Source organism: Ramlibacter sp. (assembly GCF_036383835.1).
Lineage (GTDB): Bacteria > Pseudomonadota > Gammaproteobacteria > Burkholderiales > Burkholderiaceae_C > Ramlibacter.
The window spans coordinates 13,063-30,238 of the sequence record NZ_DASVNN010000011.1 but is presented as its reverse complement, the minus strand read 5'-3'; the positions used below and the strand labels follow the sequence as shown (position 1 = coordinate 30,238).

The following is a 17,176-nucleotide window of genomic DNA, read 5'->3' as shown; positions in this document are numbered from 1 at the left end:
GCAAGCGCCTGCGTGCTCCCTCATCCCCGCCTAACGAAGCGCTCAGAGTCGCCTAAAGGCAGGCACCTACATTGAGATCACGGTCGACGCACAGGAAGCGGAGACCGAACCACCCGGTCCCACCCCTCACTGAAAAGGTCCCCGCCATGAATGCCAAGATCCTGTTCGCCGCCACCACCATCGGTGCCCTCGCCGCCGCCTTCTCGGGCATCGCCCGCGCCGACAGCATCGATCCTTCCCAGCAGTTCGCCATCAAGTTCGAGGGCAACCGTACCCGCGCCGAGGTGATGGCCGAGGCCGCGCGGGTGCCCGCCACGCGCAGCATCGACGAACCCGGCGCCCGCGCGATCGCGACGCTGCAGTCGACGGTCGACGTGCGGACGGTGCGCGCCGAGACGGTCGATGCGGTGCGCCTGGGCAAGATCCCGTCGGGCGAGCGCAGCCTCTGACCGGCGCCGCTTCGGGAAAGCAAGGGCTGCAGCGATGCAGCCCTTTTGCCTTGGCGCGATCGATGCGCAAGCCTCCTGCTCTTCTGGCCGAAACTCCTGCATCGCGCAGGAGTTTCGGTCGATGCGCGGATGCAGGCTCCGGCCTAGATTGGAACGTGCCAGGGGAAACACCACGCACGGAGCCTTCCACCATGTATTTGCCCGAGAACGCTTCCGCCGCGGCGATCCGGATCGCGGAGCGCGCGCGCTACCACCGCCAGCAGATCATCCGGGCGCTGTCGCACGGGCAGGTCAGCCGGCGCGAGCTGCTGAAAATGGGGCTCATCACGGCGGGGGGCGGCGTGGCCCTGAAGTACGGCCTGCATCCGTTCCTGCCCAGCGCCCGTGCCACCGACCTGGTGCTCCTGCCGCGCAGTCCGATGTTCGGCGCCAAGCCGTTCACCGCGCGGATGCTGCGCTTCACCCAGTTCAAGCGCAGTGCCATCTCGACGCTCTCGCCGGCTCCGCTCGAGCAGGCGAACACCGACAAGACGCAGGTGTTCGGACCGGACGGCGTGGCGGTGCCGGGCCCGAAGGAGGGGCGGCCGCCCGGACCGATGTGGGCGCACCAGGGCTGGACCGACTTCGCGCCGGTGGTGGCGGTGGAGGCGTTCCAGGAGGGCGCCAACACCTGCGACGACTACGACCCGGGCGTGCCCTCCAGCGGCAATTCGGGCATCCTGCAAACGGACCCGGTGCGGCCCTGCTTCCATCCGCTGATGCCGGACCAGAGCGGCACGGCGATGTGGACCTTCGACGGCAACGCCCCGCCGAACCTGCTGCTCGTGCGCTACGGCGAGCCCGTCCTGTTCCGGCACCACAACAAGCTGCCCGGAAAGGTCACGGAGAACAACGGCTTCGGCCGCAACACCATCACCACGCACGAGCACAACGGCCACCACGGCGCGGAGAACGACGGCTTCACCGGCGCCTTCTTCTACCCCGGGCAGTACTACGACTACCACTGGCCGATCGTGCATGCGGGCTTCCGCACCTTCAATACCGCGGCGACCGATCCGCGTTGCGGCAGCCCCGACGGCTCGGGCGGCATCCGGAAGCTGCCGGGCGACTGGCGCGAGACCATGAGCACGCACTGGTTCCACGACCACATGTTCAGCTTCACCTCGCAGAACGTCTACAAGGGCAACGCGGCGATGATGAACATCTACAGCTCGCTGGACCGGGGCAACGAGGCGCTCGAGGACGGGGTCAACCTGCGGCTGCCGAGCGGATCGAAGAAGGACTGGGGCAACCTGGACTACGACGTCAACCTCCTGCTGAGCGACAAGGCCTTCGACACCGGCGGCCAGCTCACGTTCGACATCTTCGACCTCGACGGCTTCCTCGGCGACGTGATGATGGTGAACCACACCTACCGGCCCTATTTCGAGGTCGCGCGCCGCAAGTACCGTTTCCGCATCCTCAACGGCTCGGTCGGCCGCTTCTACAAGCTGGCCCTCAGCAACGCCGCGCCGATCCTCCAGATCGGCAACGACGGCAACCTGCTGCCGCGGGCCGTGCAGCTCACGGAACTGGACGAACAGGGCATCGCCGAGCGCTACGACATCGTGATCGATTTCTCCAGCTATTCCGACGGCACGAAGATCTACCTGGTGAACCTGGCGGAGCACCAGAACGGGCGGCGGGTCGCCAACGACCTGTCGATCCGCGAAGCGATGTCCGGCAATTCCGCCGACCCGTGCGTCGGGCCCATCCTCGAATTCCGGGTGAAGGGGCAGGCGCCGGCCCCCGATCCCAGCCGCGATTTCTCGAAGCCCGGCGGCATGAACCTGATCGAGAATCCCGATCACTCCAGGGTTCCGATCGCGCGCCGCCGCACCTTCGAGTTCGGCCGCGGCGGCAAGCAGGTCACCCGCGACCCGGTGTCGTCGGCGTTCGGCCCCTGGGGCATCAAGACCGACGGCGGCGACATGCTGAACGCCGACTACGGCCGCGTTTCCGCTGCGCCCAGGCCGGGATCGCGCGAGATCTGGACGCTCGTCAACGGCGGCGGCGGCTGGGACCATCCGATCCACATCCACTTCGAGGAAGGGCTGGTGCTCGCGCGCGACGGCAGCGCCAGCCTGGTGCCGCCATGGGAGCGCGGCCGCAAGGACGTCTACCGCCTGCGGCCCGGCGGCAGCATCACCATCAGCCTGCAGTTCCGCGACTGGGGCGGCATGTTCATGGAGCACTGCCACAACACCGTGCACGAGGACAACGCAATGCTGCTGCGCTGGCAGCTCGGCGAACTGCAGGCGCTGCCCACGCCGATCCCCACGCCCTACGGCGTGAAGTTCCAGGCACCGACGCAGGTGCTGCCCACCGCCTGAGCGCACACGCACTGGAGGAACGCCATGCTTTCCGTCATCCGCCGCGGCTGCCTCGCAGCGGCCGCCTGCACGGCAGCGGCGATGCCGCTGCTCACCCCCGTGTCGGCCGACGCGCAGGTCGCGAAGGCGAATGCGCGGGTTCCGATCCAGGGAATGCTCGACCACCCGATCGAGAGGGTCAACTTCGCCGGCCAGCTGAGCATCGAGACCCGCATCGTCCAGGACGCGGTATTCCTGAACCCCGACGTGCTGGAGCTGACCATCGATTTCAGCACCATCCGGGGCATCGGCCTCGGCAGCCGTGCAGCCTTCGGCACGGAAGCGCTGGTGATCGTGCGCCGCCCGCTGAAGGCCTTCGACGAGTTCGAGGTCACCTTCCCCTACGGGCCGGGCAACAACCCGCGTACGGCGCGCACCGGAGTGGTTTCGCTGCAGGTCGTCACGAACCCGGCCCGGCAGGTCACCGTGCGCGCGACTCCCGTCCGGAATCCGTGAAGTGCCGGGAGCGACGATGAACTTTCGACGAATGGCCGGCTGGCGCGGCCTGCTGGCCGGCGTGCTGCTGGCCGTCGCCGCGTCCGCCGCGCCGGCGGCCGCGAACAAGTGGGGGGCGGACTACTTTCCCGACGTGGTGCTCACCACGCAGGACGGCAGGCAGGTGCACTTCTACGAGGACCTGGTCAAGGGCAAGTCGGTCGCCGTGAACGTGATCTACACGAGTTGCGTCGACGAGTGTCCCCTGGAGACGGCGCGCCTGGCCGAAGTGCAGCGCCTGCTCGCCGGCCGCGTGGGCCGCGACGTCTGGTTCTATTCGATCAGCATCGACCCGGAGCGTGACACGCCCAAGGTCCTCAAGGCCTACGCCGCCCGCTTCGGCGTCGGCCCGGGATGGCTGTTCCTCACCGGCAGGAAGCAGGACATCCAGCTGCTGACGCGCAAGCTCGGACTCTCGCGCACGAGCGACGCCTTCAGCAAGGACGGCCATGCTTCCAGCCTGATGCTGGGAGACGACCGCGGCGGCCAGTGGATGCGCACCTCCTCGGTGGACAACCCGCGCTTCCTCGCCACCACCATGGCATCGTTCTTCCAGTGGAAGGATGCGCTGCCGACCCAGGATTACGGCCAGGCCCGGGTGGTGGACATCAGCAAGTCGCAGTATCTGTTCGAGAGCCGCTGCAGCTCCTGCCACACGATGGGTGCCGGCGACCGCATCGGCCCCGACCTATTGAACGTAACGCAACGGCGGGACGCGGCCTGGCTGGCGCGTTACCTGAAGGAGCCCGAACGCGTGCTCGCCGAACGCGACCCGACCGCAGTCGCACTGTCGAAGAAGTACGGCGGCGTTCCAATGCCCAACCTGTCCCTCGGCGAAGACGACGTGAGGGGGCTCGTGGCCTGGCTCGCGCAGCAGAGCCGGGCGGCGACATCGGCCGGCGCGTCACCAAACGCCGGCGCGGGCAACGCGCAGCACCATCATCACAATGCGCCGGAGCCCAGGCGCTGAGCGACTCAGGACGCGGCGTCTGCGTGGCGAGCGGGTGCCGCGCCGACGCCGGCGATCCGGTTCGTGATCGCGTAATGCAGCAGGCCGGTGCGGTTCACCACATTGAGCTTCTGGTAGATGTTGGTGAGGTGGTTGTGCACCGTGTGCTCGCTGACTTTCAGCATCGCGGCGATGGTGAGGTACTTGGCCGAAGGGTTCGCCACGACGGCGCGGATCACTTCGAGCTCGCGCGCGGTCAGCGGGTGCTTCGCGTGGACGGCGGGTTCGGCCACCGCTTCGACGTGCGGCCAGGCGGCTGCCGGTGTCGCCGGTGCAGGCGGCCGCACTGCGATCTGCGGCGCCTCGCACGCGATGCACTCCACTGCGTCGGCCTCCTGCGCCGGGCAGACCGACTGCAGGATCGCCTCGACCATGCGCTCGACGGGCTCGTCGACCAGGGCGCCGCCGTTGACGACGGCGGGCACGGGCTGCTCGTTCCGGGTGGGCACACCTTTCAGGTCGCACAGGAGCAGGACCCGGGCCCGGCAGCATCGGACCAGCAGGCGCAAGGCATCCATCGGCGTCATGCCGTCCGCCAGCCAGCCGAGCAGCAGCCGCTCGACCTGCTGCACGGCGGCGCGATAGTCGGTCTCGGCCGCGACCAGCTCGAGCAGGGGCTTGCCCCTGTCGCCGATCGCGGCGATGCCCTGGAGCATCAGGGGGCGCGAGTCCGTCGCGAAAACGCGGACCGCAGAGGAATCCGTACCGCTCATGGGGGCCTCCTTGTGAACATTTGTTCTGAGGTTCATCCCGACCGCGCCCGCTTCGGCTGGGCGTCGGCCCGTCTCCCATGCGTCTTGCCAACAAGCGGAACTTGCTCCCGGGAAGAAGCGGTGACAAGAGGTCGAGCGGATTTTTTTGGTGAAGCGGCCGCGCAGCCTGTTACCTGCGATTGCGCGCCGTAACCACGGCGCCCGGCAGTGCGGCGCTATCGCGCGCAGGCGCTCGAAAGGGCTGCAGGGAAAGCGCGCGAAGCGCTCAGAAAGTGAGGGTGAGGCGGCGCGGCTGCTCGCCCGGCACCTCGACCCGGAGGGTTTCCTCCGGACCGGTCGGCCACTGCCACTGCACCCAGTCCGCGGCGGCGGGCGCGGCCACGGTGAGCGTGTGGGCGTCGTCTTCGGCGCGCTGTGCCGTGTCGGCCCACGAAGCGGGGGGCAGTTCGATCCTCATGCCTGCCACTGTAACGACCGGTTGCACCGGTCCCGCGCCGCCGGGCGCCGATACTCGGCGGGAAACGTCGAAAACTTCACGACGAGGTGCAGTAGCATCACGCGCCCTGATAAGTTCACGGCCCGACCGGAGGTTTTCGCCGCCGTCGCGCCGATCCAAACGACACGCCATGAGCCAGAAACAGACCCTCTCCTTCCAGGCCGAGGTGGCGCAGCTGCTGCACCTCGTCACCCATTCGCTGTATTCGAACAAGGAGATCTTCCTCCGCGAGCTCATCTCCAACGCCTCCGATGCCTGCGACAAGCTGCGCTTCGAGGCGCTGCACGACGCCGCGCTGTACGAGGACGCGCCGAACCTCGAGGTGCGGGTGGATTTCGACCGCGATGCGCGCACGCTCACCATCGCCGACAACGGCATCGGCCTGTCGCAGCAGGAAGCGATCGACAACCTGGGCACCATCGCCAAGAGCGGCACGCGCGAGTTCATGGGGCGTCTCTCCGGCGACCAGAAGTCCGATGCGCAGCTGATCGGACAGTTCGGCGTGGGCTTCTATTCGGGCTTCATCGTCGCCGACAGGATCACGGTCGAATCGCGCCGTGCCGGCCAGAAGCCGGAAGAGGGCGTGCGCTGGACGAGCGCCGGGGCCGGCGACTTCGAGGTGGAGACGATCACGCGGCCGCAGCGCGGCACGGCCGTCACGCTGCACCTGCGCGAGGACGCGCTGGACTATCTCTCCACCTGGAAGCTCAAGTCGATCGTCGGCCGGTACTCCGACCACATCTCGCTGCCCATCCTGATGCGCAAGGAAGAGTGGAAGGAGGGCGAGGAGGGCCAGCCCGGCGACCACGTTCTCACGGACGAATGGGAGACGGTGAACCAGGCCACCGCGCTGTGGACCCGCGCGAAGAAGGACATCACGCCCGAGCAGTACCAGGAGTTCTACAAGTCCATCAGCCACGACCACGAGGCCCCGCTCGCCTGGACGCACAACCGCGTGGAAGGCGGCACCGAGTACACGCAGCTGCTGTTCATCCCGGCGCATGCGCCCGTCGACCTGTGGAACCGCGACAAGTCGGCCGGCGTCAAGCTGTACGTCAAGCGCGTGTTCATCATGGACGAAGCGGAGGCCCTGCTGCCCTCCTACCTTCGTTTCGTGAAGGGCGTGATCGACTCCGCCGACCTGCCGCTGAACGTCAGCCGCGAGCTGCTGCAGGAAAGCCGCGACGTGAAGGCGATCCGCGAAGGCAACACGCGCCGCGTGCTGTCGATGCTGGAGGACATGGCGAAGGCCGGGATGGACGAAGCGGCCTCGGAAGAGGACAAGGCGAAGTACGCGAAGTTCTACGCCGAGTTCGGCGCCGTGCTGAAGGAAGGCCTGGGCGAGGACTTCGGCAACCGCGAGCGCCTGGCCAGGCTGCTGCGCTTCGCGTCGACCGGCAGCGACGTCGCCGGCGTCTCGCTGGCCGACTACAAGGCGCGCATGAAGGAAGGGCAGGAGGCGATCTACTACGTCACCGCCGAAACGCAGGCCGCCGCCGCGAACAGCCCGCAGCTCGAGATCTTCCGCAAGAAGGGCATCGAGGTGCTGTTCATGACGGACCGCGTGGACGAATGGGCGCTGTCCTTCCTCAACGAGTTCGATGGCCTGCCGCTGCAATCGGTGGCCAAGGGCCAGGTGGACCTGGGCCAGCTGCAGGACGAGGCGGAGAAGAAGGCGGCGGAGGAAGCCGCCGAGAGCTTCAAGCCGGTGCTGGCGAAGCTGAAGGAAGCGCTGAAGGACAAGGCGCAGGACGTGCGCGTCACGACGCGCCTGGTCGACTCGCCGGCCTGCCTGGTGGTCACCGAAGGCGGCATGAGCCTGCAACTGGCGCGCCTGCTGAAGCAGGCCGGCCAGCAGGCGCCGAACCAGAAGCCGGTGCTGGAGGTGAACGCCTCCCACCCGCTGGTGCAGAAGCTGGAAGGCTCGCCGAACTTCCACGACCTCGCGCACATCCTGTTCGACCAGGCCGTGCTGGCCGAAGGCGGGATGCCGGAGGATCCGGCGGCTTATGTGAAGCGGGTGAACGCGTTGCTCGCCTGATCGGTGCGTCGGGGTTCGGCTTCGCGCTCACCCCGACCTACGAACTGCCCGGTCTCCTGTAGGTCGGGGTGAGCGCGCGCAGCGCCGAACCCCGACGCCCATCATGCGTGCAGCACCGCCAGCGCGTTCTCCGCCGCCGCCACACCCATCTTCACGTACGCATCCGCCGTCACGCCGCCGATGTGCGGGCTGAGGATGATGCGCTCCTCGCCGTGGAAGGGATGCCCCGCTGTCATCGGCTCCACCGCGAAGCTGTCGAGGCCGGCGGAAGACACCTGTCCCGAGCGCACTGCTTCCAGCAGCGCGGCCTCGTCGATCAGGCCGCCGCGCGCGGTGTTCACCACGATCACGCCCGGCTTGCACTTGGCGAGCGTTTCGCGGTTCAGGAGGTTGCGGTTGTCTTCCGTCAGCGGGCAGTGGAAGGAGATCGCGTCCGCGGAGCGCCACAGGGTCTCCAGGTCCACGAGCTCCACGCCGTCCGGGGCGGACTTGGCATACGGATCGAAACCGATCACGCGCAGGTCCAGCGCCTTCGCCATGCGGGCGAAGCGCGCACCGATCGCGCCCAGTCCGACCAGGCCGATGGTGCGGCCGCCCAGCTCGATGCTCTTGTGCGTCGCCTTGTCCCAGAAGCCGCCGTGCATGCGGGCGTTCATCTTCGGGACGGACTTCGCGCAGGCCAGCAGCAGCGCCAGGGCCTGCTCCGCGACGGCTGCGGCATTGGCGCCCACGGCGGCACGCACTTCGATGTTGCGCGCCTTGGCCGCCACCTTGTCGATGGTGTCGGTGCCGCTGCCGTGCTTGGAGATCACGCGCAGCGAAGGGGCCGCGTCCATCGCCGCGGCGCCGACCTTGCTGTAGCGCACGATGATGGCCTGCGGATCGTGCCGCTTGCACAGTGCGACGATGTCGTCCTCGGTCGGCGTCTTGCCGGCGTAGACCACTTCGTAGTCGCGCAGGAGCGCGAGCGCCTGCGGCGCCAGGTCGGCGGCGGTGACCAGGAGGACGGGCTTGCCGCTCACAGGCGCTCCCCTTCCTTCAGCACGCCGGCGGCGCGCAGCGCGCCGTCCAGCCACTTGGCGGCGGTGTCGCCCTTCTTGATGGCCGCGATGCGATCCGCTTCGTCCTTCACCTTCTTGGCCGCCAGCGGCAGCAGCGAGGCGATCTTGTCGCGTTCGACCACGACCACGCCGTCGGCGTCGCCGAGGATGAAGTCGCCGGGATGGACCGTCACGCCGCCGACCGTCACGGGATGGCCGATGCGGCCGGGCACGAACTTGGTCGGGCCGTTCGGGTTGGTGCCGACGCTGAAGACCGGGAACTTCATCTCCTCGATCTCGAGCGCATCGCGCACGGCGCCGTCGATCACCACGCCGGCGATGCCCAGTTGCTGGCAGGCCGTCATCATGATGGTGCCCATGAGGGCGGCCGTCTGGTCGCCCTTGCCGTCGATCACCAGCACGTCGCCGGGTTTCGCCAGCGACATGGCGGCGTGGATCATGAGGTTGTCGCCGGGGCGCACGTCCACCGTGAAGGCGGTGCCCACGACCTTCATGTCGGGGCGCAGCGCGGCGATGCGGCCATGCAGGGCGCCGCGGCGGCCGGCGACGTCGGCGAGGATGGCGGCCTGGTATTCGGCGGCCTGCTTCACGATGTCGGCCGGCACTCGGTCGAAGTCACGGATGATGTCGGGCGAAGAGGTCATGTGCGTTCCTGGGGAAGTGGGGTCGCGGAAGGCAAAGCCGTGCCCACCCCGCTTTGCGCGGGGAACTGCACGGCTGCCTGTGGGGGGAGGGAGAGGGAGGCTTAGTCGATCTTGGCGCCGGAGTCCTTGACGACCTTGCCCCAGCGGGTGATGTCGTCGCGGACCAGCTTGCCGAACTGCTCCGGCGTGCTGCCGGCGACGTCCGCGCCCTGGTCGCTCAGCTTCTTCTGCAGCTCGGGCGTCTTCAGGGCCTTGTTGATCTCGGTGTTCAGGCGAGCGGTGACGTCCTTGGGCAGGTTGGCGGGGCCGAGGATGCCGAACCAGGTGACCGCCTCGAAGCCCTTGTAGCCCGATTCGGCGATCGTCGGCACCTGCGGCAGGTCGTCGACGCGCTTGGCGGACGTGACGGCCAGGGCGCGCAGCTTGCCGCTCTTGATGTGGCCGATCAGCGTCGGGATCGACGAGACGTAGACCTGCACCTGGCCGCCGATCACGTCGTTGATGCCCTGCGAGGCGCCCTTGTAGGGGATGTGCGTGAGCTTGACGTTCGCTTCCTTCTGGAACATTTCCGTCGCCAGGTGGGCGACGGTGCCGTTGCCGGAAGTGGCGAAGTTGATCGAGCCCGGCTTGGCCTTCGCCGCGGCGACCAGGTCGCCCAGGTTCCTGAGGGGGGAGTCGGCCGACACCACCAGCGTCAGCGGCGCGCTTGCGACCTTCGTGATCGGCGTCAGGTCCTTGAGCGGATCGTAGGGCAGCTTGGCGTACAGGCTGGGGTTGATCGCCAGGTTGCTGGTCTGGCCCAGCACCAGGCTGTAGCCGTCGGCCGGCGACTTGGCGACGTTGTCGATGCCGATGTTGCCGCCCGAGCCGGGCTTGTTGTCGACGATGAAGGCCCACTTGGTGGCCTCGGTGATCTTCTGGGTGACTTCGCGGCCGATGATGTCGGTGCCGCCGCCGGCCGGGAAGGGCACGACGAGACGGATCGGCTTGGCAGGCCAGGCCTGGGCGAAGGAAGTGCTGCAGGCGGCGGCAGCGGCGAGGGCGAGCAGCAGGCGGCGGGTGTACATCGGCTTCGTCTCCTTGAATGGAATTGGAATGGGCGGAGTATCGGCACCCATGGACCTCCGGTCCAATCGATAATTTCTTCCGATCCATCCACCGGACTTTTGCAATGGACCTGCGAGACCTGCGCTATTTCGAGACCATCGCGGAGCTGCAGCACGTCGGGCGCGCCGCGCAGAAGCTGCACCGCACGCAGCCGGCGCTCACCAGCAGCATCCGGCGGCTGGAAGAGGACTGCGGCGCGCCGCTGTTCGAGCGCGCCGGCCGCGGCATCCGCCTCACGTCGGCGGGCGGGGTGCTGCTCAAATGGGCGCAGCGGGTGCGCTTCGACATGGAGGACGCGCGGCGCGAGATCGCCGCGATCGGCAGCGGACTGGCGGGCCACGTGCGCATCGGCATCGTGCCGACGGCCGCGCAGTTCCTGCTGCCGGCCGCGGCGCGCCAGCTGCTGCAGGAGGGGCCCGACGTCACGCTGCGCACGGTGGTGGGCCTGGTCGACTCGCTCAAGCCGCTGCTGCGCCAGGGCGAGCTCGACCTCCTGGTGGCCACCGAGACCCACGCCGATCCCGGCATGGTTTCGAAGCTGCTGGCCGAGGACGCGATCGTGGTGGCCGCCAGCGCGGAGCACGAGATCTTCCGCGGCCAGCCGACGCTGAAGGACCTGACCCGCTATCGCTGGGTCCTGCAGCCTCCGGGCGCGCCGACGCGCGACTGGCTGGACCACACCTTCGACCGGCGCCGGCTGCCGCGGCCGCAGGTGCAGGTGGAAAGCACGATGCTGCTGATGCTGCCCACGCTGATCGCGGAAACGGGACTTCTCAGCTTCATCTCGCGCCACCATCTCGGGTCCAAGGCGCTGCCGGGCCTGAAGGAAGTCCCGCTGAAGGAGACGACCATGCTGCGCCGGCTGGTGGTGACGTATCGCGACAAGGCCTACATCTCGGCGGCGGCGCAGCGGCTGATCGACCTGCTGGCGGAGGGGCATGGAGCGCGGCCACCAAAGAAACGCGGCCGGGCGGCCGCTTCCTGAACGCTCTGGGTGCCCGCCTCCGCGGGCATGACGGGTCTCAGGTGAAACCGCATTCCTTGCGCGCCTGCGCCGCTTCCGGCGCCGTGAGCGCCGCGATCAGCGCGCGCGCGAGCTGTGGCTCGGTCGCGGGGCTCGCCGCGGCGGCCGTGTAGGTCGTGGTGAGCCCGTGCGGCGCCGGCAGCAGGCCCGTGAGCTTCACGCCGATCGTCATCAGGATCTCGGTGACCTGGGTGCAGCCCACCGCGTCGGCTTCCTTCGCCTGCGCCAGCGCCGCCATCGCGGTGGCGCCATTGGGGAAGGTGCGCAGCTTTTCCTTCTGCTCCGCGAGCCCGAGCGCCTGCAGCACCTTCATGAAGTGGATGCCGGCCGTGGCCTTCGCGGGATCGGGGAAGTAGATCGCGGGCGCGGATTGCAGCAGCGCCTTCAGGTCCTGCTCGTTGCGCAGCGTGACCGGCGCGCGGCCTTCCTTCAGCGCCACGCCGGTCTGCACGCCGCCGACGGCGCGCGCCGTCGCTGCATCGGCGCGGCCCTGCGCCGCCAGGTCGTCGATCAGCGCCTGGCTCAGGATCAGCACGTCGCAAGGCGTGCCGGCGAGCAGCTTGTCCTTCATCAGGCCGACGGCGCCGTAGGTGCCCGAAATCTTGCAGTCGTGCTTTTTCTCGAAGGCAGGCTGCAGGCGCGTCACCAGCGCCTGGGCGGCGCCGCCGCTGAGGATATGGAGCGTCTTGGGCATCAGTCCGCCTTGATGTGCGCGGCCTTGATCAGCTTCGCCCACTTCTCGATGTCTTCGTGGACGTACTTGTCGAAGGCCTGCGGGTTCATGACCATGGCGGTCGCGCCCTGCTTGGCCCAGCCCTGCTGCACGTCGGGCTGGCTCACGATCTTGCTGACCGCTTCATTGAGGCGGTTCACCACGGGCGCCGGCGTGCCCTTGGGGGCCAGCAGGCCCAGCCAGATCGTGGCTTCGTAGTTCGGGATGCCGGACTCGTGCACGGTGGGTACGTCCGGCAGCACGACGGAGCGCTGCTTGCCCGTGGTGGCGATCGCCTTCACCTTGCCGGACTTCACCTGTTCCACCATGGTGGTGACGGCGTCGAACATCAGGTCCACCTGGCCACCGAGCAGGTCGGTGCGCGCGCCCGAGCTGCCCTTGTACGGGATGTGCACGAGGTAGGTGCTGGACATGCTCTTGAACAGCTCGCCGGCCATGTGGTACGGCGTGCCCGTGCCCGAGGAGGCGTAGTTCAGCTTGCCCGGGCGCTCCTTCGCCAGCTTCAGCACTTCGCGCACGTTGTTCGCCGGCACCGAGGGATGCGCGGCGAGGATCAGGTCGGCGTAGTTGATCGGCGCCACGGCGACGAAGTCGCGCGTGAGGTTGTACGGCCGGTTCGGCACCAGCGTCTCGTTCACCGTGTGGGTGTTCGACATCAGCAGCAGCGTGTAGCCGTCCGCCGGGGACTTGGCGACGGCTTCCGTGCCGATCACCGCGCCGGCGCCGGGACGGTTCTCCACCACCACCGGCTGGCCGAGGAGGTCGGGGAGGCGCTGCGCGAGGAAGCGTGCGTAGACGTCCGCCGAACCGCCGGCCGCGAAGGGCACGATGATGCGGATCGGCCTGGCGGGCCAGGTCTGCGCGGCGGCAGGCACCGGCAGCAGGGTGGCGGCGCAGGCGGAGGCCGCCAGCCAGCGGAGGAATTGCGGACGCTTCATCGCGGGTCTCCTTATTCGACCTTGCCGATCTTCTTCACGACGTCGGCCATGCGCTTGACGTCGCTGTGCACGTACTTCTCGAATTCCGGCGTGTCCTGGAACAGCACGGGGCTGCCGGCGCCGAGGATGGTGTCCTTCACCTTGGCATCGTTGGCGGCGAAGCGCGCGGCCTGGCGCAGGCGCTGCACCACCGGCTCGGGCGTGTTCGCGGGAACGAACAGGCCGGACCACTGCGCGTATTCGGCGTTGTAGCCGGACTGCTTGAGCGACGGCACGTCGGGCATGGACTCGAGCTTCGTGTTGCCCCAGTGCGCCAGCACGCGCAGCTTGCCGGACTTCACGTGCTGCAGCACGGTGGCGGGACCGGTGGACACGGCGTCGATCTGGCCGGCCAGCAGCGCGGTGACGGAAGGACCCGCGCCGGTGTAGGGGATGTGGGTCATGCGCACGTTGGCGACCTGCTTGAGGATCTCCATCGGCACGTGCATGGTGCCGTAGTTGCCCGAGGAGCCGAAGTTGATCGCGCCGGGGCGCTTGCGCGCGTCCTCGACGAAGTCCTTGACGGTCTTCCACGGCGCATCGGCGCGCACGGCCAGCACCGTCGGGTCGGCGGTGAAGCGGGCGATGGGGCGCAGCGCGTTGTAGGCGTACATCTGGCTGCGGCCCAGCACGGTGTCGGCTTCGGGCAGCACGCTGTACGAAGCCAGCGCCATCAGGATGGTGTAGCCGTCGGCCGGGGCCTTGGACGCGTACGCCATGCCGATGCCGCCGCCGGCGCCGCCCTTGTTCTCGATGACGACCGTCTGGCCGAGGTCGCGGCCCATGGCCTCGGCGACGGGACGGCCGACGAGGTCGGCCAGGCCGCCCGGCGGGAAGGGCACGACCATGGTGATGGGCTTGGTGGGGAAGGCGCCCTGCGCGGCGGCCAGCCCGGCCGCGGCTGCAAGGCCCACGGCGATCAGGATTCGGCGGAACATTGGGGTAACTCCTATGGGTTGTTTTGTTAGCATGCTACTGAACAGCCGCCTCCCCCCGAAAGAGAGTTTTCCCCCATGAAGATCGCCGCGTACGTTTACCAGAACCAGCCCGGCGTCGGCCGGATTTCCGCCGACGGCCAACAGGTCGAGCCCTTCCAGCTGAGCGCCGCCGATGCCGCGCTGGGCGCCTTGCCGCTGGTGGAGGCGCAGGCCGCGGGCCGCGCGCTGCCCGCCACCGGCGCCGCGATCCCGCTGGCGCAGGTGAAGCTCGTCGCGCCCATCCCGCGTCCGCGTCGCAACGTGTTCTGCGTCGGCAAGAACTACCACGCGCACGCCAAGGAATTCGCCGGCAGCGGCTTCGACTCCAGCGCCAAGTCCGGCGGCGACATCCCCGCGCACCCGATCATCTTCTCCAAGGTGCCCGAATCGGTGATCGGTCCGAATGAGCCCATCCTCAAGCCCGCGGCCTCCGACGCCCTCGACTACGAAGCCGAACTCACCGTGGTGATCGGCAAGGGCGGCAAGGGCATCAGCAAGGCCGATGCGATGAAGCACGTGTGGGGCTACACGATCATCAACGACTTCACCGCGCGCGACTGGCAGGGCCGCCACTCGCAGTGGCTGCTGGGCAAGTCCTTCGACACCTTCTGCCCCATGGGCCCGTGGCTGGTGACGGCCGACGAGATGGACGGCCAGAACACCGACGTGAAGTGCTGGGTCAACGGCGAGCTGCGCCAGAACGCCAACACGAAGGACTTCATCTTCGACATCCCGACGCTGATCGAGTGCATCTCCGCCGGCATCACGCTGTACCCGGGCGACCTGATCGCCACCGGCACGCCGGCCGGCGTGGGCATCGGCTTCAAGCCGCCGAAGTACCTGAAGTCGGGCGACGTGGTGAAGATCGAGATCGGCGGGATCGGCGTTCTCGAGAATCCGCTGAAGTGATCGTCATGGTGGGCAACGGAGTTGCCCACCCTACGAGGCTCACGTCCCCGGCGTAGGGTGGGCAAGCTTTGCTTGCCCACCATCCCTCAAGCCACCAGCGGCGGCTCCTCCATCGCCTCCATCTGCTCCACGAGCATCTGCACCTGCCCGCGCCAGTAGTCGGGCGTGCCGAACCACGGAAACGCCCGCGGAAACGCCGGGTCGTCCCAGCGCCGTGCCAGCCAGGCGCTGTAGTGGATCAGCCGCAGCGTGCGCAAAGGCTCGACGAGCGCCAACTCCGCGCGGTCGAACTCACGCATCTGTTCGTACCCATCGAGCAGGAAGCCGAGCTGGCGCTGCCGCTGCGCCCGCTCGCCTGACAGCAGCATCCACAAGTCCTGCACCGCCGGCCCGCTGCGCGCGTCGTCGAGGTCGACGAAATGCGGGCCCTGGTCGGGAGTCCAGAGGATGTTGCCGGGATGGCAATCGCCATGCAGGCGCAGCACCTGCACGTCCGCTTCGCCGGCCGCATCGAGCGCGGCTCCGATCTGCCGCAACGCCTGTTCGCAGGCGCGTTCCCAATCGCCCTGCACGTCCAGCGGGATCGCGTCGTGCGCGAGCAGCCAGTCGCGCGGCTCGCGGCCGAAGCCGTCCAGGTCGATCGCGGGACGGGTGGCGAAGGGATGCTTCGCGCCGACGACGTGCAGGCGCGCCAGGTAGCGCCCGATCCATTCCAGCACGTCGCCGTCGTCGAGTTCGGGCGTGCGGCCGCCGCGGCGCGGCGACACGCTGAAGAAGAAGCCGGCGTGATGGTGCAGCGTGCGCCCGCCCGGCGCGAGCGGCGCGACGGCGGGCACTTCGGCCTGCTGCAGTTCGGCCGCGAAGGCGTGCTCCTCCAGGATCTGCGCTTCGCTCCAGCGCGCGGGCCGGTAGAACTTGGCCACCACGATCGCGGCGCCTTCGAAAGGCTCCTCCAGGTGCACCTGGTACACCCGGTTCTCGTAGGAGCTCAGCGCGAGCAGGCGCCCGTCGCCGTAGAGACCGACGGACGCCAGTGCGTCCAGCACGGCGTCCGGCGTGAGGGTCTCGTAAGGATGGCGCACGGCATCTGGCTGCATGCCGGCATTGTCGCCGCGCGCCGGGCCTCAGACGATGTTCAGCTTGACGTCGATGTTGTTGCGGGTGGCGTTGGAGTAGGGGCACACCTTGTGGCCTTCCTCCACCAGCTTCTCGGCCTGCGCGCGCTCCAGGCCCGGCAGGCTGATGTTCAGCCGCACCGAGATGCCGTAGCCGAGCGAGGTGGGGCCCAGATCCACTTCCGCGTCGATGGCCGCGTTGTCCGGCACCTTGACGCCGACCTTGGGCGCCACCGCCTTCATCGCGCCCATGAAGCAGGCGGAATAGCCGATGCCGAACAGCTGTTCGGGATTGGTGCCGTTGCCGGGGCCGCCGGGCGAGGACAGCTTGACCGAGATGCGGTCGTCGCTGGAGCGACCTTCGCCTTCGCGGCCGCCGGTGACGTGCGTCTTGGCGGTGTAGAGGACCTTGTCGAGGGGAGTGGCCATGGTTGTTCCTTCGGGGATGGAGGCTTCTCGCGAAGCGGGGGAGGGTTCAGGCCGCCAGCCGCTCGCGCAGCAGGCGCACCTGGTCGGTGATCTGTTTCAGTTCGGGCAGCGAGCACTGGCTGGCCGCCAGGACGCAGGCCGGCACCTTCGCCGCTTTCGCTTTCAACCGGCGGCCGGCGGAAGTGAGGTGGATGTGCACGCGACGCTCGTCGGCCACGTCGCGCAGGCGGCTGACCAGGCCGGCGGACTCCAGCCGCTTGAGCAGCGGCGTGAGCGTGCCGGAATCGAGATAGAGCCGCTGGCCGAGCTCGGACACCATCAGGCCGTCGCCCTCCCACAGCACCAGCATCGCGAGGTATTGCGGATAGGTGAGGCCCAGCTCGTCGAGCAGCGGCTTGTACAGCTTGGTCATCGCGAGCGACGCCGAGTACAGGGCGAAACACACCTGGTTCTCCAGCAGGAGGGCTTCGTCGGCGGAGAGGCTGCGGTTCGGCATGGACGGAACTGTAGCTCGAAATCGAATTGCGTGCAACTCAACTGGAGTTCCGTCATCCCCGCGCAGGCGGGGATCCAGGGTTTCCAGGCA

18 protein-coding genes are annotated in these 17,176 nt (G+C 68.5%); 7 read left to right on the top strand and 11 right to left on the bottom strand.

Annotated elements, in window-relative coordinates; all coding sequences use genetic code 11:
• The first annotated feature begins 146 nt into the window (after nucleotides 1-146).
• The 4 genes from VF522_RS01640 (at nucleotide 147) to VF522_RS01625 (ending at nucleotide 4,325) form a co-directional block, all read left to right on the top strand.
• A complete protein-coding gene (locus VF522_RS01640; RefSeq protein WP_330906463.1) occupies nucleotides 147-449 on the top strand; it encodes a DUF4148 domain-containing protein in 303 nt (100 codons plus the stop codon).
• Between the two features lie 191 nt (nucleotides 450-640).
• A complete protein-coding gene (locus VF522_RS01635; protein ID WP_330906462.1) occupies nucleotides 641-2,821 on the top strand; it encodes a multicopper oxidase family protein in 2,181 nt (726 codons plus the stop codon).
• A 24-nt stretch (nucleotides 2,822-2,845) separates the two neighbouring features.
• Nucleotides 2,846-3,316: a hypothetical protein gene (locus tag VF522_RS01630; RefSeq protein WP_330906461.1), complete on the top strand. Its 471-nt coding sequence runs from the start codon at nucleotides 2,846-2,848 to the stop codon at nucleotides 3,314-3,316.
• A 16-nt stretch (nucleotides 3,317-3,332) separates the two neighbouring features.
• Complete coding sequence (locus tag VF522_RS01625; protein ID WP_330906460.1) at nucleotides 3,333-4,325, top strand: SCO family protein; 993 nt, start codon at nucleotides 3,333-3,335, stop codon at nucleotides 4,323-4,325.
• A gap of 5 nt (nucleotides 4,326-4,330) precedes the next feature.
• Here VF522_RS01625 and VF522_RS01620 read toward each other — a convergent pair whose 3' ends face one another.
• Both VF522_RS01620 and VF522_RS01615 read right to left on the bottom strand, forming a co-directional pair.
• The gene (locus VF522_RS01620) at nucleotides 4,331-5,077 is read right to left on the bottom strand and encodes a helix-turn-helix transcriptional regulator (protein WP_330906459.1); all 747 of its coding nucleotides are present in this window, start codon (nucleotides 5,075-5,077) and stop codon (nucleotides 4,331-4,333) included.
• A 265-nt stretch (nucleotides 5,078-5,342) separates the two neighbouring features.
• A complete protein-coding gene (locus tag VF522_RS01615; RefSeq protein WP_330906458.1) occupies nucleotides 5,343-5,534 on the bottom strand; it encodes a hypothetical protein in 192 nt (63 codons plus the stop codon).
• A 169-nt stretch (nucleotides 5,535-5,703) separates the two neighbouring features.
• Here VF522_RS01615 and htpG point away from each other — a divergent pair, with 169 nt between their 5' ends.
• The gene (gene htpG, locus VF522_RS01610) at nucleotides 5,704-7,614 is read left to right on the top strand and encodes a molecular chaperone HtpG (protein WP_330906457.1); all 1,911 of its coding nucleotides are present in this window, start codon (nucleotides 5,704-5,706) and stop codon (nucleotides 7,612-7,614) included.
• 101 nt (nucleotides 7,615-7,715) lie between these two features.
• Here the strand turns inward: htpG and VF522_RS01605 are convergent, their stop codons facing one another.
• The 3 genes from VF522_RS01605 to VF522_RS01595 form a co-directional block, all read right to left on the bottom strand.
• Nucleotides 7,716-8,636: an NAD(P)-dependent oxidoreductase gene (locus VF522_RS01605; RefSeq protein WP_330906456.1), complete on the bottom strand. Its 921-nt coding sequence runs from the start codon at nucleotides 8,634-8,636 to the stop codon at nucleotides 7,716-7,718.
• On the bottom strand, nucleotides 8,633-9,319 hold the full coding sequence (locus tag VF522_RS01600; protein ID WP_330906455.1) for an RraA family protein: 687 nt from the start codon (nucleotides 9,317-9,319) through the stop codon (nucleotides 8,633-8,635). The genes VF522_RS01605 and VF522_RS01600 overlap by 4 nt, the downstream gene beginning before the upstream one ends.
• A gap of 101 nt (nucleotides 9,320-9,420) precedes the next feature.
• Nucleotides 9,421-10,386 (bottom strand): tripartite tricarboxylate transporter substrate binding protein, encoded by a 966-nt coding sequence (locus tag VF522_RS01595; RefSeq protein WP_330906454.1) that lies wholly within the window; start codon nucleotides 10,384-10,386, stop codon nucleotides 9,421-9,423.
• A gap of 104 nt (nucleotides 10,387-10,490) precedes the next feature.
• Here VF522_RS01595 and VF522_RS01590 point away from each other — a divergent pair, with 104 nt between their 5' ends.
• Complete coding sequence (locus VF522_RS01590) at nucleotides 10,491-11,411, top strand: LysR family transcriptional regulator (RefSeq protein ID WP_330906453.1); 921 nt, start codon at nucleotides 10,491-10,493, stop codon at nucleotides 11,409-11,411.
• 37 nt (nucleotides 11,412-11,448) lie between these two features.
• Here the strand turns inward: VF522_RS01590 and VF522_RS01585 are convergent, their stop codons facing one another.
• The 3 genes from VF522_RS01585 to VF522_RS01575 are packed head-to-tail and all read right to left on the bottom strand — an operon-like array spanning nucleotide 11,449 to nucleotide 14,098.
• Nucleotides 11,449-12,144: a substrate-binding domain-containing protein gene (locus tag VF522_RS01585; protein ID WP_330906452.1), complete on the bottom strand. Its 696-nt coding sequence runs from the start codon at nucleotides 12,142-12,144 to the stop codon at nucleotides 11,449-11,451.
• On the bottom strand, nucleotides 12,144-13,121 hold the full coding sequence (locus tag VF522_RS01580; RefSeq protein ID WP_330906451.1) for a tripartite tricarboxylate transporter substrate binding protein: 978 nt from the start codon (nucleotides 13,119-13,121) through the stop codon (nucleotides 12,144-12,146). The genes VF522_RS01585 and VF522_RS01580 overlap by 1 nt, the downstream gene beginning before the upstream one ends.
• An 11-nt stretch (nucleotides 13,122-13,132) precedes the next feature.
• Nucleotides 13,133-14,098 (bottom strand): tripartite tricarboxylate transporter substrate binding protein, encoded by a 966-nt coding sequence (locus tag VF522_RS01575; RefSeq protein ID WP_330906450.1) that lies wholly within the window; start codon nucleotides 14,096-14,098, stop codon nucleotides 13,133-13,135.
• 75 nt (nucleotides 14,099-14,173) lie between these two features.
• Between VF522_RS01575 and VF522_RS01570 the strand changes: the two genes are divergently transcribed.
• Nucleotides 14,174-15,046, top strand: a complete 873-nt coding sequence (locus VF522_RS01570) for a fumarylacetoacetate hydrolase family protein (protein ID WP_330906449.1) — start codon at nucleotides 14,174-14,176, stop codon at nucleotides 15,044-15,046.
• Nucleotides 15,047-15,132: 86 nt separating this feature from the next.
• Here the strand turns inward: VF522_RS01570 and VF522_RS01565 are convergent, their stop codons facing one another.
• The 3 genes from VF522_RS01565 to VF522_RS01555 are packed head-to-tail and all read right to left on the bottom strand — an operon-like array spanning nucleotide 15,133 to nucleotide 17,086.
• The gene (locus tag VF522_RS01565) at nucleotides 15,133-16,143 is read right to left on the bottom strand and encodes a serine/threonine protein kinase (protein ID WP_330906448.1); all 1,011 of its coding nucleotides are present in this window, start codon (nucleotides 16,141-16,143) and stop codon (nucleotides 15,133-15,135) included.
• Nucleotides 16,144-16,170: 27 nt separating this feature from the next.
• On the bottom strand, nucleotides 16,171-16,590 hold the full coding sequence (locus VF522_RS01560; RefSeq protein WP_330906447.1) for an organic hydroperoxide resistance protein: 420 nt from the start codon (nucleotides 16,588-16,590) through the stop codon (nucleotides 16,171-16,173).
• A 46-nt stretch (nucleotides 16,591-16,636) separates the two neighbouring features.
• On the bottom strand, nucleotides 16,637-17,086 hold the full coding sequence (locus VF522_RS01555) for a MarR family transcriptional regulator (RefSeq protein WP_330906446.1): 450 nt from the start codon (nucleotides 17,084-17,086) through the stop codon (nucleotides 16,637-16,639).
• Nucleotides 17,087-17,176: the final 90 nt, after the last annotated feature.

What these genes read in the sequence shown, in the direction of transcription:
- VF522_RS01630 (WP_330906461.1), top strand. Translation starts at nt 2,846, where the DNA reads ATGCTTTCCGTCATCCGCCGCGGCTGCCTCGCAGCGGCCGCCTGCACG.
- VF522_RS01575 (WP_330906450.1), bottom strand. Translation starts at nt 14,098, where the DNA reads ATGTTCCGCCGAATCCTGATCGCCGTGGGCCTTGCAGCCGCGGCCGGG.
- VF522_RS01600 (WP_330906455.1), bottom strand. Translation starts at nt 9,319, where the DNA reads ATGACCTCTTCGCCCGACATCATCCGTGACTTCGACCGAGTGCCGGCC.
- VF522_RS01635 (WP_330906462.1), top strand. Translation starts at nt 641, where the DNA reads ATGTATTTGCCCGAGAACGCTTCCGCCGCGGCGATCCGGATCGCGGAG.
- VF522_RS01640 (WP_330906463.1), top strand. Translation starts at nt 147, where the DNA reads ATGAATGCCAAGATCCTGTTCGCCGCCACCACCATCGGTGCCCTCGCC.
- htpG (WP_330906457.1), top strand. Translation starts at nt 5,704, where the DNA reads ATGAGCCAGAAACAGACCCTCTCCTTCCAGGCCGAGGTGGCGCAGCTG.
- VF522_RS01625 (WP_330906460.1), top strand. Translation starts at nt 3,333, where the DNA reads ATGAACTTTCGACGAATGGCCGGCTGGCGCGGCCTGCTGGCCGGCGTG.
- VF522_RS01560 (WP_330906447.1), bottom strand. Translation starts at nt 16,590, where the DNA reads ATGGCCACTCCCCTCGACAAGGTCCTCTACACCGCCAAGACGCACGTC.
- VF522_RS01555 (WP_330906446.1), bottom strand. Translation starts at nt 17,086, where the DNA reads ATGCCGAACCGCAGCCTCTCCGCCGACGAAGCCCTCCTGCTGGAGAAC.
- VF522_RS01590 (WP_330906453.1), top strand. Translation starts at nt 10,491, where the DNA reads ATGGACCTGCGAGACCTGCGCTATTTCGAGACCATCGCGGAGCTGCAG.
- VF522_RS01620 (WP_330906459.1), bottom strand. Translation starts at nt 5,077, where the DNA reads ATGAGCGGTACGGATTCCTCTGCGGTCCGCGTTTTCGCGACGGACTCG.
- VF522_RS01615 (WP_330906458.1), bottom strand. Translation starts at nt 5,534, where the DNA reads ATGAGGATCGAACTGCCCCCCGCTTCGTGGGCCGACACGGCACAGCGC.
- VF522_RS01570 (WP_330906449.1), top strand. Translation starts at nt 14,174, where the DNA reads ATGAAGATCGCCGCGTACGTTTACCAGAACCAGCCCGGCGTCGGCCGG.
- VF522_RS01585 (WP_330906452.1), bottom strand. Translation starts at nt 12,144, where the DNA reads ATGCCCAAGACGCTCCATATCCTCAGCGGCGGCGCCGCCCAGGCGCTG.
- VF522_RS01595 (WP_330906454.1), bottom strand. Translation starts at nt 10,386, where the DNA reads ATGTACACCCGCCGCCTGCTGCTCGCCCTCGCCGCTGCCGCCGCCTGC.
- VF522_RS01565 (WP_330906448.1), bottom strand. Translation starts at nt 16,143, where the DNA reads ATGCAGCCAGATGCCGTGCGCCATCCTTACGAGACCCTCACGCCGGAC.
- VF522_RS01580 (WP_330906451.1), bottom strand. Translation starts at nt 13,121, where the DNA reads ATGAAGCGTCCGCAATTCCTCCGCTGGCTGGCGGCCTCCGCCTGCGCC.